The organism is Nocardiopsis sp. CNZ308, assembly GCF_004217075.1.
The window spans coordinates 5477023-5491840 of record NZ_SHKJ01000001.1 but is presented as its reverse complement, the minus strand read 5'-3'; the positions used below and the strand labels follow the sequence as shown (position 1 = coordinate 5491840).

The 14818-nt window shown below is 73.4% G+C and carries 11 protein-coding genes; 8 read left to right on the top strand and 3 right to left on the bottom strand.

The features are described from left to right. Nucleotides 1-2: 2 nt before the first annotated feature. Nucleotides 3-1208, bottom strand: a complete 1206-nt coding sequence (locus EV372_RS23455) for an anhydro-N-acetylmuramic acid kinase (protein ID WP_130397796.1) — start codon at nucleotides 1206-1208, stop codon at nucleotides 3-5. A gap of 666 nt (nucleotides 1209-1874) precedes the next feature. Here EV372_RS23455 and rsgA point away from each other — a divergent pair. From rsgA to mug, 4 genes are all read left to right on the top strand, one after another. Continuing rightward, nucleotides 1875-2969 carry a ribosome small subunit-dependent GTPase A gene (gene rsgA / locus EV372_RS23450; RefSeq protein ID WP_130397795.1) on the top strand — a complete coding sequence of 365 codons (1095 nt, stop codon included), beginning with the start codon at nucleotides 1875-1877 and terminating at the stop codon, nucleotides 2967-2969. A 53-nt stretch (nucleotides 2970-3022) separates the two neighbouring features. Continuing rightward, entirely contained in the window at nucleotides 3023-3532 is a 510-nt protein-coding gene (locus tag EV372_RS23445; RefSeq protein WP_130399075.1) for a GNAT family N-acetyltransferase, read from the top strand. A 219-nt stretch (nucleotides 3533-3751) separates the two neighbouring features. Beyond that, complete coding sequence (locus EV372_RS23440; RefSeq protein WP_130397794.1) at nucleotides 3752-4705, top strand: MSMEG_6728 family protein; 954 nt, start codon at nucleotides 3752-3754, stop codon at nucleotides 4703-4705. A gap of 238 nt (nucleotides 4706-4943) precedes the next feature. Continuing rightward, nucleotides 4944-5489 carry a G/U mismatch-specific DNA glycosylase gene (gene mug / locus EV372_RS23435; RefSeq protein WP_130399074.1) on the top strand — a complete coding sequence of 182 codons (546 nt, stop codon included), beginning with the start codon at nucleotides 4944-4946 and terminating at the stop codon, nucleotides 5487-5489. Between the two features lie 82 nt (nucleotides 5490-5571). On the opposite strand, the gene EV372_RS23430 is transcribed toward mug, so the two are convergent. Further along, a complete protein-coding gene (locus tag EV372_RS23430) occupies nucleotides 5572-6108 on the bottom strand; it encodes an MmcQ/YjbR family DNA-binding protein (RefSeq protein ID WP_130397793.1) in 537 nt (178 codons plus the stop codon). Nucleotides 6109-6274: 166 nt separating this feature from the next. Here EV372_RS23430 and EV372_RS23425 point away from each other — a divergent pair, with 166 nt between their 5' ends. The 3 genes from EV372_RS23425 to EV372_RS23415 are packed head-to-tail and all read left to right on the top strand — an operon-like array spanning nucleotide 6275 to nucleotide 9121. After that, the gene (locus EV372_RS23425; protein ID WP_130397792.1) at nucleotides 6275-7333 is read left to right on the top strand and encodes a type II CAAX endopeptidase family protein; all 1059 of its coding nucleotides are present in this window, start codon (nucleotides 6275-6277) and stop codon (nucleotides 7331-7333) included. Between the two features lie 16 nt (nucleotides 7334-7349). After that, nucleotides 7350-8519, top strand: coding sequence for a histidine kinase (locus EV372_RS23420; protein WP_130397791.1), 1170 nt, complete (start codon nucleotides 7350-7352; stop codon nucleotides 8517-8519). Beyond that, a complete protein-coding gene (locus EV372_RS23415; RefSeq protein ID WP_130397790.1) occupies nucleotides 8516-9121 on the top strand; it encodes a response regulator transcription factor in 606 nt (201 codons plus the stop codon). The genes EV372_RS23420 and EV372_RS23415 overlap by 4 nt, the downstream gene beginning before the upstream one ends. A gap of 133 nt (nucleotides 9122-9254) precedes the next feature. Here EV372_RS23415 and EV372_RS23410 read toward each other — a convergent pair whose 3' ends face one another. After that, on the bottom strand, nucleotides 9255-10400 hold the full coding sequence (locus EV372_RS23410) for a UDP-N-acetylglucosamine--N-acetylmuramyl-(pentapeptide) pyrophosphoryl-undecaprenol N-acetylglucosamine transferase (protein ID WP_486484136.1): 1146 nt from the start codon (nucleotides 10398-10400) through the stop codon (nucleotides 9255-9257). 765 nt (nucleotides 10401-11165) lie between these two features. Here EV372_RS23410 and EV372_RS23405 point away from each other — a divergent pair. Continuing rightward, entirely contained in the window at nucleotides 11166-14312 is a 3147-nt protein-coding gene (locus tag EV372_RS23405; protein WP_130397788.1) for a BTAD domain-containing putative transcriptional regulator, read from the top strand. Nucleotides 14313-14818 lie beyond the last annotated feature (506 nt).

The window sequence follows — 14818 nt, the reverse complement described above, 5'->3', positions numbered from 1 at the left end:
CGCTACTCCGGGTGGTGGGGGGCGGGGGTTCGCCGGTCCCGTGCCTCCACGCGCAGGCGCGCGGGGACGGTGGCCGCGGGTTCGGGGAGCCGGAGCGGTGAGGCGCCCGGCGTGAGGCGTCCGGCCACCGGCGCGCGGCGGGCGCCGGTGCAGGAGGGCAGGGAACCGGGGAGCCCGTGCCAGGTGAGGAAGCCGATCAGCGCGAACAGGTAGGCCTCCTTGGCGTCGCTGTCCAGCCCCAGGGCGTCGAACGCGGCCAGCCGCGCCGGTCGGAGCCGGTCGGCGAGGCGTTCCATGAGGACCGGGTTGCGGGTGCCGCCGCCCGAGGCGAGCACCTCGACCACCCCGTGGGGGCGCAGCGCGTCGGCGACGGTGGCGGCGGTGAGTTCGACCAGGGTGGCCATCAGGTCCCCGTCGTCGGGCGTGCCGGTGGCGCGCAGCGCCGCGTCGAGGTAGCCGGGGCCGAACAGCTCCAGCCCGGTGGTCCTGGGCGGGGGTAGACGGTAGTAGGGCTCGGCGAGCAGGTGCTCGAGCAGGGCGGGGTCGGGACGGCCGGAGCGGGCGAGGGTCCCGTCGGCGTCGAAGTCGGCGCGGCCGCCGCTCACCCGGCGCGCGGCGGCGTCGAGCAGGGCGTTGCCGGGGCCGGTGTCGAAGGCCAGCGGCGCCTCCCCGCCCCGCAGGACGGTGGCGTTGGCGATGCCGCCGAGGTTGAGGGCGGCGGTGGGTTCGGGGCGCGCGCCGAGCAGGAGGGCGTCGAGCAGGCTGGCCAGCGGCGCGCCCTGCCCGCCCGCGGCCACGTCGGCCGTGCGCGGGTCCGAGACCACGGGCAGGCCGGTGGCCTCGGCGATCCAGGCGGGCTGGCCCAGTTGGAGGGTGCCGTGGACCGTGGCGCCGTCGGCCCAGTGGAACAGGGTCTGGCCGTGCGAGGCCACCAGGTCGGCCCGTCCCCCGGCGAGTTCGCCGACCGCGCGCAGCGCCGCGTCGGCGAACGCCCGGCCGATGCGGGTGTCGAGCCGGCAGACGGCCTCCATGGTCGTGTGGGCAGGGGGGAGCGCGGCGCGGATCGCCTCCCGCAGGTCGCCCGGGTAGGGCTCGGTGCGGTGCCCCAGCGGGGTCAGGAGGACGAGGTCCCCGTCCAGGGCGAAGCGGGCGGCGGCGACGTCGATGCCGTCGGCCGAGGTTCCCGAGGACAGGCCGACGACGATCACGCGGCGCCCGCCCGGGCCCAGGTGGGCGTGTCAGGTCGAGCCTCGGCTACGAGGGGTGCGGGCCCGGGAGGCGTGGACGCGGGCGGTCCGGTGACGGCCCCGGGCCCGGGGGGCATGGGCCCCGCCGCGGGTGCGGGCGGTCCGCAGACGGCAGACCCGGGACCGAACGCGGGCGGAGGCGCACCCCCCGGCCGGGTCGCGCGGACCCGACCTGCGGGAAACCCGTGGACACCACCCATGCGACCAACCCTCCCGGTCTCGAACGCCTACCAGCGGTATACCGCGCGTCGCGGTGCGTCAACCGTTCCCCGTGACCGGCACGGCGGTCACCGGTTGCGGACCCCGCCCGCGCCCCGGCCACGCGGCCGAACGGTGGGCGTCGGAGGTCGAACGCGGCGACCACACCCGGGACGAGACGGGGTCGAGGGCTTCCCGCCTCCGTGCTACCATCGTCGGCGCAGAGACAACCCGGTCGGCTGCGGGACCAGAAGTGGGAGGTGAGTTGATGTCTGCGGTGAAGGCCGCCGCCCTGCGCGGCGCCCGTCGGACCATCCTCACGTCCCGGGCCCCGGTCTGACCTGACGCTGATCCCCCTGTCGGAGCCCTGACGGCTCATAGGAGGCGGCACTCCGTGCTCATCGGGGCCCCTTTCCTAGGGTCTCTACGTTGTCTCAATCCTTCTCGCATCATGCTCAGCCGTACTCCCTGGCGGACTACGGCTGGGACCAGGCGCGCGAACGCGCCTTCGCCCCCCATCGCGCCGACGGACTGATCCCGGCCCGCGTCGTCCGGGCCGACCGCGGCTCGTGCGAGGCCGTCACCGGCACCGGAACCGTCCGCGCGGACATCCCCGGTGCCGCGGACCGGAGCGATCCGCTGACGGCACCGTGCACCGGCGACTGGGCGGCCCTGCGCCCCCTCACCGGCGCCGCACCGCTCCTGCACGAGGTCCTGGAGCGACGCACCACCCTGGTGCGCGCCTCGGCCTCACGGAACTCGCACGGCCAGCTCCTGGCCGCCAACGTCGACACCGTCGTGGTGACGGTCTCCCTGGCCGCACCGCTCAAGCACGGCCGCACCGAACGCATGCTCGCCCTGGCGTGGGAGAGCGGCGCCCAACCGGTCGTGGTCCTGACCAAGGCCGACGCGTGCGCGGACCTGCCCTCGGCGCGGGAACAGGTGTCACAGGCGGCCGCCGGTGTGGACGTGCTCGTCACCAGCGCCGAGACAGGACAGGGCCTGGACGTCCTGACCGCCGCCCTCAACGGCACCGTCGTGCTGCTCGGCCCCTCCGGGGCGGGCAAGTCCACCCTGGGCAACCGGCTGCTGGGCCAGGACCTGCTGGCCACCGGCGCCGTGCGCGAGGCGGACGGCAAGGGACGGCACACCACTTCCTGGCGGGAGCTGCTCCCGCTGCCCGGCGGGGGCGTGCTGCTGGACACTCCCGGCCTGCGGGCGATCGGCCTGCACGACGCCCGGGGCGGCCTGGAACAGACCTTCGCCGAGATCGAGCACCTCGCACAGGAGTGCCGGTTCACCGACTGCTCCCACACGGGCGAACCGGGCTGCGCGGTGCTGGCCGCCGTCGAGGCGGGAGAGATCCCCCACCGCAGGCTGGACAGCTACCACCAGCTGCTCCGGGAGAACGCCTACGCCGCCTCCCGCACCGACGCGAGGCTGCGCGCCGACCGCGAGGCCGCGAGGAAGGACATCACCCGGCACCTGCGCGCCACCTACCGGTTCCGGGGGCGCCAGCGGTGAGGGACACCGACAACACCCGCCAGAACGCCGACGACGACACCGAGAACGGAACCATGACCACCTGGACCACCCGCCCCGAGACCACCGACGACGTCCCCGCCATCCGCGACATCCTCCTGGCGGCCTTCCCCACCGGCGCCGAGGCCGACATCGTCGACGCCCTGCGCGCCGACCCCCGGGCGTGGATCGAGGGCCTGTCGATGGTCGCCACGACCTCCGAGGGCGCTCCGGTCGGCTACGCGCTGCTCAGCCGCTGCCACGTCGACGGCGAACCCGCCCTCGCCCTGGCCCCGTGCGCGGTGGCGCCCTCCGCCCAGCGCACCGGGGCCGGTTCGGCCGCGATCCGCGCGGCCCTGGGCGCCGCCCGGGCCATGGGGGAGAACCTCGTCCTCGTCCTGGGCCACGCCGACTACTACCCGCGGTTCGGCTTCACCCCGGCCTCCCGCTTCGGTATCCGGGCGCCCTTCGAGGTTCCCGACGAGGCCATGATGGCCATGGCCCTGGACGGTGACCGCCCCGTCCCGACCGGCACCATCGGCTACCCCGCCGCGTTCGGGGTCTGACCCCTCCCGCGCCCCCGGGGGACTACGCCCCGGGGGCGCGGCCGGACCGGCGGTCGCGACCAGACCGGTGGGAGAGCGGCACCGTCGGCGGACAGGCTGTGGACGGGCACCGACCGAAGAGGGGTGAACCGGCGGCAGGGGTAACACCGGCGGCGGACGGGTAGCGGACCGCACGACAGGCCTGACCGGCGAGAACGCCGCGGGCCGGACGGGGGGACGATGCAGACCTTCCTGCCCCACCCCGGGTTCGCCGAGTGCGCGCGGGCGCTGGACGACCGCAGGCTGGGCAAGCAGCGGGTGGAGACCATGCAGGTGCTGCGGGCCCTGGTGTGGCCCGAGTACGGGTGGAAGCGCCACCCCGCCGTGGCGATGTGGCGCGGTTTCGTGCCCGCGCTGGTGGGTTACGGGGTGGCGGTGTGCCGCGAGTGGCGCCGCCGAGGGTACGCCGACTCGGTGCTGCCCTCGCTGCTGGCCTTCACCGGGGGCCGCGTCCCCGAGGAGGAGGAGCTGTGGGAGCGCGACATGCTCCCGCCGTGGCTGGGGGACGGCGAGCTGCACCTGTCGCACCGCTCGGCACTGGTGTACAAGGACCCGGCGCACTACGCACCGCTGTTCCCCGGCACGCCCGGCGGCCTGCCCTACGTCTGGCCCCGGCCGGTCTTCCCCCGGTGGCCGCTGCGGCGCGGCACCTCGGCGGCGACGCCGGTGGAGGAGGCCGCGGAACTGCTGGAGGCGGTCGCGCTCTCGGACGGGCAGACCGCCGCCCTGGAACGGCTGGTCGGCGGCCACAGCGCGTCGCTGCGGCTCACCGGCACCGGCGACACCCTGCCCGGCCTACTCGCCGGGCTGTGCACGCCCGGCGAGACGCTGTGGCTGGTGCCCGGGACGCCGCTGCCCAGGCCGCAAGGGAGTGGCGCCGCCGCCCCGGGCTCCCCGGAAGCGGTGGGGCGGACCAGCCGGTCGACGGCGCGGCAGCCCGGCCCCGAGGACGAGGCGGCGATGCGCGAGGAGGTCGGCGAACCCGAGTTCAGGTTCCGCCGGGTTCCTCCCGGGGAGGGGGCGGAGGTTCCCGTGCCGCCTGGGGCCGGTCTGGTCGTCCTCGACGGCGCCGAACTGCCCGAACCGCGTTCGGCCCCGCTGGTGCTGCGCCTGCTGCCCGCGGTGGAGGCCTAGCACCGTTTCCGGGGAGCGCGTTCACCCCTTCCGGTGCTTGGGGCACAGTGGTCCCGGGAAGGTGACCGCGACAGCGGCGCGGTCGCCCGCGTCACCGACAGCGCACACGGAAGGGTGGCACATGGACTCCGGGAGTGGACGAGCCGAGGGCCCGTCGGACGAGGGCGGGGCGAAGGCCGGGGCCGCGCGTGCGCGCGCACGCTCCGCACCGCGCCGGCCCGGCCCGAGCAAGGCGGAACTGGAGGCGGCCCGGGACAGGCTGGTCCCGGACGTGATCGCCGAGGACCTGCGCGTGCTCTTCTGCGGGATCAACCCCGGTCTGACCTCGGGAGCGGTCGGGCACCACTTCGCCAAGCCGGGCACGCGCTTCTGGCCCTCCCTGCACGGGTCCGGCTTCACCCCGCGCCAGTTCAGGCCCGACGAGGAGGACGAACTCCTGTCCCTGGGCCTGGGCATCACCAACGTCGTCGAGCGGACCACGGCCCAGGCGGACGAGCTGAGCCGGGAGGAATACGTGGAGGGCGGGCGCAGACTGCGGGAGAAGGTCCTGCGGTGGCGGCCCCGGTGGCTGGCCGTCCTGGGCGTGACCGCCTACCGGGAGGCCTTCGCCGAACGCCGCGCGGCGGTGGGCCCCCAGGACGCGGAGATCGGCGGCGCCCGGGTGTGGGTGCTGCCCAACCCCAGCGGCCGCAACGCGCACTGGCAGCTGGGGCCGCTCATCGGGGAGTTCGCGCGCCTGCGGCGCGCCGCCGGGCTGCCGGACCGGTCCGGGGGAACGGCCTGACCCATGGCGTTCCGGTTCGCCGGAACACCACCCGTGTCGGGGGCTCGCGCCCTCCCGCCCGCGCCCGAGGGCGCGGGGCCGCTCAGCGCGGGGACGGCCCGCGTTCGGCCACGGCCTCGCGCAGGATCCGCACCGCCTTGGGCCCGACCCCGTGCAGCGCGCCCAGCTCGGCCTCGGTGAGCGCGGCGACCTGTTCCAGGGTGGTCAGTCCGGCCCCCGCGAGCGCCCGGGTCGCCGGTGCGCCGATGGCCCGGGGCAGGTCCCCCACCTGACCCGGGACCGCGGACGCGGCGGCCTCGGCCGACGCGGCCAACCGCCGGGGCGCGCGGGACAACCAGGCCCGCCGGACCAGGGCGTTGAGGTCCTGGCCGTTGACGTCGGCCAGGGGCACGCCGAAACCGACGGGCGTGCCCGCCCGCACCCACCGCTCCCCGGTCGGGTGCGCGGCCACCGCGGCCTCGGTCTCGGCGTCCGGGAGGCGCAGCAGCACCCGGCCGTCCCCGGTCACCGAGGCGAAGACCCTGCCGCGCACCGAGAACGCGACCATGCCGGAGCGGGTGCCCTCCTCGGCCTCCGGGAGGGCGAGCGCGGCCTTGCGCAGCTGGGACGGAGTGGTCATGGCGCCGATGCTAGACGCCCCCGCCGACATACGGCCGGTGCGCGCCCGCGCCGAACCCGCCGCGTCCGGGGCATGACAGATGTCATGCCCGGCCCGTGCGGAACGCAGAGGGAACTCGTGACCCGCGGCACCCTGCGGCGATCACACTCCGTACTAGCGTCGAACCATGCACAGCAACGACGGCCGCTCTCCCCGGTCTCCCCTCCCGCAGACGGAGGCCCTCTTCCCCGCACCCACGAATGAGGGCGGGGCGCAGGCGCCCGCTCGCACGCCCTCCGGCCCGGCCGCGCCGCACCCGCGCCGCCGCGGTCCGCGGCCCGCCCCGCCGGGCGTGGAGTACCACCGCGTACTCGCCGGGGACAGGCGCCGGATCGGCCGGGGCGTCCTCGCGATCGCGCTCCTGGTCGCCGGGCTGTTCGCCTCCAACATCGTTCTGGCCGTGGCCGCCGCCTTCGCCGACAGCCTGATGGGCAGGACCAACCCGACCTTCGGCGGCACCGACTACACGCCGCTCTTCCTCGCCGCGAACCTCGTGTCGATCGCCCTGCTCATCCCGTGGAGCATGATGCTCCAACGGTGGCTCTACGGGGTGCGCGGCCCTTCGCTGCACTCGGTGCTGTCGAGCTTCCGCTTCGACCTGCTGGGCCGGGCGCTCCTGTTCATCGGCCCCCTCTGGCTGTTCCTCTCCCTCATCGGCCCCGCCGTCATGCCCCTGCGCGAGGTCCACTGGTCCACCGCCACACTCCTCACGGTCTTCGCCGTCAACCTCCTGTTGACGCCCCTCCAGGCGGCGGGCGAGGAGTACGGTTTCCGCGGGCTCGTGTTCCGCGTCGCCGGGAGCTGGGGGCGCGGCCCGCGTACGGCGCTGTTCCTCGGCGTCCTCGTCTCCAGTCTGGCGTTCACCGCCGTCCACATCTCGACCGATCCGTGGTTCAACCTCTGGTGCCTCACGCTCTCCGTCAGCCTGGCCGTCGTCACCTGGCGCACCGGCGGCATCGAGATCGCGGTCGCGGTCCACGCCCTGCACAACACACTCGCCGCCCTGGTCCTCACGGTCCTGCACGCCGATCCGAACCCCGCGCTCGACCGTTCGGCGGGCACCGGGTCCGCCGCCGTGGCCGTGCTCTGCGTCGGCGTCGCGGCCGTCGCGGCGGTGGTGTGGTGGCGCACGCGCGGGACGGGACCGGCCCTGACCCCGTCCGGACAGCGACCGGCGCGGGTGTGACGGGAGAATCACGTCCATGAGCAATCCGCCGCTGGTCGGCGCGCGCAGGTTCGAGACCTACGTGCGCTGGTCCGTCTACCTGGCCGTCGCGACTCCGGTCGGAACCCTCCTCCGGAGCGCGGTGGAGGCCGACCGGCTCACCGGAGCGCCCCTGACCGCTCTGGTCGCGGCGGCCGTGCTGTGCCTGCTCCTGGTCGGCGGGAACGTCCTCGTCACCAAGTGGGGCATCGACACCGTCGTCGGGCACGCGCGGGGGTTCCCCGTCACCGCCGCCGTCGGGTGGGCGCTGGTCCTGGCGGCGTTCGTCGCCGTGTCCCTGATGCTTCCCCTTCCCGCGATGGACATGACGGTCGCGGCGGCGATCGCCTCGGCGGCCGCGAGCCTCGCACCGGCCCTCCGCGCCCGCCGGGCGCTGCTGCTCCACGCGGCGGCGCTGGTGCTGAACACCGCGCTCGTGGGGGTCGGGGACGTCGTGGTCCTGCTGGTCGGGGCGCTGATGATCAGCGCCGTCCTGTGGCTGTGCTGGTCCAGCGCGTGGATGCTGCGGGTGCTGCTCGAACTCCAGGCGGCCCACGAGGACCGCGCCGCGCTCGCCCTGGCCAACGAACGCCTGCGCATCTCCCGCGACCTGCACGACGTGTTCGGCCGCACGCTGGCCGCGATCGCGGTCAAGAGCTCACTGGCCTCCGAACTCGTCCGGCGCGGCCACGGCGAACGGGCCGCGGCGGAGATCTCCGCGATCCGCGGACTGGCCGAGGAGGCGGGCACCGAGGTCCGCCGCGTCGTGCGCGGCGAGCTGCGCACGACCTGGGAGGACGAGGTCTCGGGCGCCCGTTCGCTGCTCAGGTCCGCCGGTATCCGCTGCACGGTGACCGGGGATCCCGTCCCCGAGCGGTGCGCGGAGCCCCTGGCGTGGGTCGTGCGCGAGGGCGTCACCAACCTGCTGCGCCACGCCTCGGCCACCCAGGTCACCCTCGCGACCGCGAACGAGGACGGGGAGGTGCACCTGACCGTCGCCAACGACGGAGCCGGTCCCCCGCGGTCCGCGCGGGACGGCGAGGGCACCGGGCTGCGCGCGCTGTCCGAGCGCCTGCACGCGCTCGGCGGGCACGTCACGGCGCGCCGTGACGGAGACTGGTTCCTGCTCGACGCCGTGCTCCCGCTTCCGAAGGACGCCCCCAGATGACACGCATCCTCGTCGCCGACGACGAACACCTCATCCGCGACGCCATCGCCGGACTGCTCGGCCTGGAGGAGGACTTCGAGGTCGTCGCCCAGGCGGCCTCCGGCGACGAGGCGCTGGCCATGGCCCTCAAACTCCGCCCGGACGTGGCCCTGCTCGACCTGCAACTGCCCGGCCCCGACGGCATCGAGATCGCCCGCAGACTCGCCACCGAGCTGCCCGGATGCCGGTGCGTCATCGTCACCTCCCACGGCCGCCCCGGCTACCTGAAGTCGGCGCTCGCGGCGGGTGTGAGCGGCTTCCTGCCCAAGACCGTGTCCTCGCGCACCTTCGCCGAGGTCGTGCGCAAGGTCGCGGCCGGAGGCCGCTACGTCGATCCCGAACTCGCGGCCGAGGCGATCAGCGCGGGCGACTCCCCGCTCAGCCCGCGCGAGGCCGACGTGCTGGCCCTGGCCCGCGACGGCGCGCCCGTGGAGGAGATCGCCCGGCGCGTCTCGCTCTCGCGGGGGACGGTGCGCAACTACCTCGCGGCCGCCGTCGCCAAGCTCGACGCCGCCAACCGGCACGAGGCCGCGCACATCGCCGCCGAACACGGCTGGATCTGAACGGGGCCGGTGCCGTTCACCGCGGTCCTCCCAGGGCGCGGCGACGGTCCGGCGGCCGGGACCGGGACCGCCGCGAACCGTGTCCGGGCCCCGGCGGGAGCGGAGTCGGCGCCCGCCGTCCCGGCGGCGCCCGCTATCCCCGGGCCGCGGCCAGCAGGACGTCCACCAGCCGGTCGGCGGCGTCGGGACGCCCGTGCTCGCGGGCCCGCTCCGCGATCTGCGCGCGCCGCCGCGGGTCGGCCAGCAGCGGTTCCACCGCCGCCTGGAGCCCCTGGGCGTCGACCTGGTCCAGCAGGGCCACCGCCGCGCCCGACTCCTGGAGGTGGCGGGCGTTGTGGCGCTGCTCGTCGCCCGCCGACGAGGCCAGCGGAACGAACACGGCGGCCTTGCCCAGCGCGGTCAGCTCCGCGATCGTCCCCGCGCCGCTGCGGGAGACCACCACGTCGGCCAGCGCCAGCACGTCGGGGAGTTCGGGGCCGACGAAGTCCGTCAGGTGGTACCGCTCGGCGAGGCCGGGCGGGAGCTGGGCCGCGCTGCGGCGCGCCTCCTCCAGGTTCGCCGGTCCGCACTGGTGCACGACGTTGGCGCGCGCGAGCAGCCAGGGCAGGATGTCGCGGATCATGCCGTTGATCTGCACGGCGCCCTGCGCCCCGCCCGTGACGTAGACGGTGGGCAGCGAGGAGTCGTAGCCGGTGAACCCGAGCGCCTTGGGCGCCCGGTCGGCCTGCCCGGTCAGCACCTCGGGGCGCACCGGGTTGCCGGTGATGACCGCGCTGTCGCGCGCGGAGTCGGGGAGCAGCTCGGTCGTGGACGGTGAGGACACCGCCACACGGGCCGCGACGCGGGCGAGGACCTTGTTGGCCAGGCCCAGCCGGACCGTCTGCTCGTGCACCACGAGGGGGCGGCGGCACATCTTCGCGGCCAGGCCCACGGGCACGGCCACGTAGCCGCCGGTGGCCAGCACCACGTCCGGGGCGAAGTCCGAGACCAGCGCGCGGGCCTGCGCGACGCCCCGGGGGACGTTGCTCATGTCCTTGATGTTGGCCCGGGAGGCGAGTTTGAGGGGGTTCTTCGAGCGCCGGATCTTGCCGGTCGCGACCGACTCGAAGGGGATTCCGTTGGCGGCGGCGACCCGGGACTCCAGGCTGTCCGCCGTGCCCACCCACAGCACGCTCAGGGCGACCCCGGCCGCCGCCAGCCGGTCACGCAGCGCGCGGACGGCGGTGAGGGCCGGATAGGTGTGCCCGCCTGTTCCTCCTCCGGTCACGATCAGGCGCATGTCCCGTGCAGGGGGGTTGCCGCTGTTCACCAGTTCCTCCCGGAGGATGCCCCGGAGCGGGGCCGCAAGAAGCTACCGACAAAGAAAAGGGCCACACGGAGCGGCGCGGCGCTCGTCCTGTGCCCAACAGCACCGTAGCCGCCGCCGGACCCGTCCCGGTACGCCCCCCGCTCCAGCCGGGGTGGGGACGGCCACACCGGCACCCGCGCGGACGGGACGCGGCCGTGGTCCGCCCACCGCTCCGGCGTTCTGTCCGCCGCACGGAGAACGGCACCCGCGGGGAGGGGGAGTTCGGGGAGGGCACGGAGCGTGTCCGGCCGTGGAATCAGCGTTCCCGGAAACAGCGGTGCGGCACCGGAGCGCCGCACGGGAAGGGTGGGGCCGGGGAGCCCCGCGGGCGGGCGGTGGTTCAGCCAAGCGCGCACCGGAGGTACACGTCCGGTCATCCCCCGGTTCGCGGCGCCGCCACCCCTGCGGGCCCCCGAAAACGGGCTTCGCGAAGCAATTCCGCGACGCACGCCAGCCCCCTCACCAGCACGCTTACCCGAGAAGAAGACAGGGACACCCACCGCCATCCGGGCACACAGAAACCCCACAGGCCACCTCCGACAACATTCGATATTGCCGCGAAGAACTTTCACCAGAAAATGCACGTGCAGAATATCGAGCACCATTATAAAGGGACAGAAAGAAGTTTCAACAATCCCAGCGGGGCACACATATAGGCAAGAGCAATAAACGGGGGCACTTCCCAAGGATCCGCCGGTGAGACTCTGTGTTCTGGGCTCCATCCATCTGAGCAGCGACGGACGCCACGTCACCCCGACCACGGGCAAGGAGCGCGCGCTCCTCGCCGCCCTGGCACTGACGGGACCGGGGCGTCTGCCCCTTCGGGATCTGGCCGACCGGCTCTGGAACGGCTCTCCCCCGGAGGGCTACCGCAGCACACTGCACACCTACGTCACGCGCCTGCGGGGCAAGATCGAGGCGGCCGGGCTGGACCGCGGCATCCTGACCCACACCGCCGAGGGCTACCTGCTGCGCCTCCCCGCCCAGGCGCTGGACTGGGAGCGCTTCCGGAGCCTGCGCTCACGCGCCCGCGCCCTGCACCAGGCGGGCCGTTCCGCCGAGGCGCGCGCGGCCCTGGAGGAGGCGCTGGCGCTGTGGAAGGGGCCCGCGCTGCCCGGTGTGGGCGGCCGCTGGGTCGAACAGCTGCGCGTGTCCATGGAACGCTCCCACCAGGACGCACTGGCGGTGTGGGCCTCGCTGGCCATCGCCGAGGGCGACCACGCGGAGGCGGTGGAGGTCCTGGGCTCGGCTCTGGTCGCCTACCCCGTCAACGAGTCCCTGCACGGCCACCTCCTGCACGGGCTGCACGCCCTGGGACGGACGGCCGACGCCCTCGCGGCCTACCAGCGGTTGCGGGAGCGGCTGTCGGAGGAGCTGGGCGTGGACCCCTCCCCGGCGCTGCGGCGGCGGTTCGAACTGCTGCTGCGGGCCACCGCCGGTCCGGATGGGGACGGTGGGCCGCAGACCCCGCCACCCGCGACCGGGAAGCCCCGCACGGTCGTCGACAACCTGGCGCGCGAGCCCCGGCACTTCCGGGGGCGCACCGCGCAGACGCGCCTGCTCTGCTCACGGCTGCGGGAGACCGAGTCCGGTTTCGCGCACCTGTGGGTCGTCTGCGGGATGGCGGGGGTGGGCAAGAGCCAGCTGAGCCTGCACGTGGCCCACCGCGTCAAGGACCTCTACCCCGACGCCCGGCTGTCGGTGGACCTGCGCGGGCACGACGAGCGGGCCGCTCCGCTGAGCGCGGAGGAGGCCCTCACCGAACTCATGCGCCTGCTGCGCGTGCCGGTGCCGCCCACCGTGCTGAGCCTGGCCGAACGCGTCGCTCTGTGGCGCGAGCACACACGGTCGATGCGCCTGCTGCTGCGCCTCGAAGACGCCGCCAGCGCCGAACAGGTCCTCCCGCTGCTCCCCAGCGGGACCCGGTGCGCGGTCATGATCACCAGCCGCTTCCACCTGCCAGAGATCGACGGCGCCGACCACCTGCCGCTCGGGCTTCCCTCCGACGAGGAGTGCGCCGAGATGTTCACCGCCGCCCTCGACCGGCCATGGAACGGGGAGGAGGTCAAAACCATCACCGAGATCATCGACCGGTGCGGCAGGCTGCCGATGGCCGTCGGGCTGGTGGCGAACCTGGCCCAGCTCCATCCGTCCTGGTCACCACGCGACTTGCTGCACCGGCTGCCCTCACCTTCCTCCCCGGGACTGAGCGCCTTCCGGGTAGGGAGGCGAGACCCCTCGCGTATCTTCGACGTGTCCTTGCGCTCCGTAAATCCGAGGGCCAGGGAAGCTTTCCTCCTGCTCGGCCTGCATCCCACCCGCAGCATGGACGGGCGGGTGGCGGCGGCACTGGTCGGTCCCAACGAGCGCGCCTCGCGCCAAGCCCTCATGGATCTGGTGAGCGCCCACCTGCTGAACGAGCCGGAACCTGACCGCTTCGAAATGCACTCCCTGCTCCAGGTTCACGCCCGCCATTGCGGGCATGACGGCCTGTCCCCGGAGCAGGCCCACGCGGCGAAGCAGAGGATGTACGCGGTCTACCTGTCGCTGACCAGCCGAGCCGACCACGCCCTGCACCCGCACCGGCCCGGACGCGACGGCCACGAGCCGCCCCCAACCGGGGAACCGTGGCCGGAGGAGAGGGCCATGGCCTGGTTCCGGCGCGAACTGGCGACCGTGCTCACCATGCTGTCGGAGGCGGACCGGCACGGCGTGGGCCATACGGCTCTGCAACTGGCGCGAGTGGTGTGTGGCTACATGGACGTGTACGGCCCCTGGCACGAAGCTGTCACCCTGCACACCGCCATGGTGGAGTGGGCGCGCGATCACGGGGAGGACCGCGAACGGGCCAGGGCCCACTTCGACCTGGCACGCGTCCTTCTGCGTGTGGGAGAGGTGGACCAGGCCGCAGAGCACAACTGGATGGCCTATGAACGGTGGTCGGCTGCCGCAGACCCCGTGGGGCAGGCCTGGGCTGTGGCCCAACAGGGGCTGGTCACCTACGCGCGCAATGATTACCACGGAAGTGTGGCAGACCTCCAACACGCGCTGGAGGACTTCAAAGCGCTCCAACATCGCCCCGGCATCGTGTTCTGCCTTTCGATGCGAGGGCTGTTCCACTTGGCGGTGAGCGCTTCCCATGAGGCGATCGCCGACTTCAGCGACGCTTCCACCGTCCTGGAGCGTTCGACGGACCCGGGGTCGCTCATGAGCGTCCAACTCAATCTGGCGGGCGCCTTCGAGCAACTGGGATACCGGCACCAGGCCTGGGAGCTGTGCGAGGCTGTCCTCACCATGGCCCGCCAACGCGGTGACAGACGCAAAGCGGCCGTCGCCTTGGCGAACATGGGCGAACTTTCACTGTACCGCGGCCAACCGGAGCAGGCCGCGTCGTGTCTTCATGAGGCGTTGGGCATCCTGGAGTCTTTCGGAGACCCCTGGACCAAGAGCACGGTTCTGACGAACCTGGGCACGGCACACGCCGCAGCAGGCCATCCCTACCAGGCGTATCTTTGCTTTCGACGTAGCCTTGCGATGGACGGGTTCGTGACTCCTCAGGCGAGGACCGAGGCGCTGCTGGGGCTGGCTCGGATCGAAGAGGCTGCCGGGCGGCACACCGAGGTGGAAACCCGTCTGCGGAAGGCCTCATCAACGGCGCAACAGCACGGTCTGCGCAAGGAACACGCCACGGCCCTGCTCGCTCTGGGCCAGCATCTCAGCTCACGTGGCGATACACCCGAAGCTCGCACGTGCCTCCAGCAGGCTATGGCGATCTTCGATACGTTGCAGGCCTCCGAATCCCAGGTCTCCCGAACACTGCTCGAAAACCTGGGCAACGGGTAACAGAACGGTTTTCTCTGCGCGCGGGCCTGCCGTCATGAGTAGGATTTGACCCGCTTGGCGCCAGCTTGGTGCTGTTCACCATTCTGTGCGCTTGCAGCACGGCAAGCGGCGGGGCGTCCAGCTAGGACTGAAACGCCCCGCCTTTCACCGGACCCTCTACCAGCTCTCAGCAATTGCGACTGAAGCAATACAAGAGCAAGAAGGAAAACGCCCGATGATGTCTCCTACTGTACTCAAAGCTTCGATCTGGGCTGCGGCGACCTGGGTGGTGATTTGGAGCGCCCCCCTCATCTCTGCGGCGACGCCCACCTAACCTTCCAGCCACATCAGATATGAGGCCCGCCGCCCAAAGCGGCGGGCCTCTCATACTGCATCAAACCGTGTCCCGACTGGCCATGACCTCGCATTCTTGCATAAGCGAACGCATTAGCACGTGCATATGCAAGACACAAACCTCTCCTAGAGCCAACCCGAACGATCAGCAAGTTGCCCTTCGAAGAAAGAAA

Bases quoted from the DNA above. Each gene is read 5' to 3' on its own strand.
- EV372_RS23445 (WP_130399075.1), top strand. From the start codon at position 3,023: ATGACCACCTGGACCACCCGCCCCGAGACCACCGACGACGTCCCCGCC.
- EV372_RS23440 (WP_130397794.1), top strand. From the start codon at position 3,752: ATGCAGACCTTCCTGCCCCACCCCGGGTTCGCCGAGTGCGCGCGGGCG.
- EV372_RS23430 (WP_130397793.1), bottom strand. From the start codon at position 6,108: ATGACCACTCCGTCCCAGCTGCGCAAGGCCGCGCTCGCCCTCCCGGAG.
- EV372_RS23425 (WP_130397792.1), top strand. From the start codon at position 6,275: ATGCACAGCAACGACGGCCGCTCTCCCCGGTCTCCCCTCCCGCAGACG.
- EV372_RS23420 (WP_130397791.1), top strand. From the start codon at position 7,350: ATGAGCAATCCGCCGCTGGTCGGCGCGCGCAGGTTCGAGACCTACGTG.
- EV372_RS23415 (WP_130397790.1), top strand. From the start codon at position 8,516: ATGACACGCATCCTCGTCGCCGACGACGAACACCTCATCCGCGACGCC.
- EV372_RS23410 (WP_486484136.1), bottom strand. From the start codon at position 10,400: ATGCGCCTGATCGTGACCGGAGGAGGAACAGGCGGGCACACCTATCCG.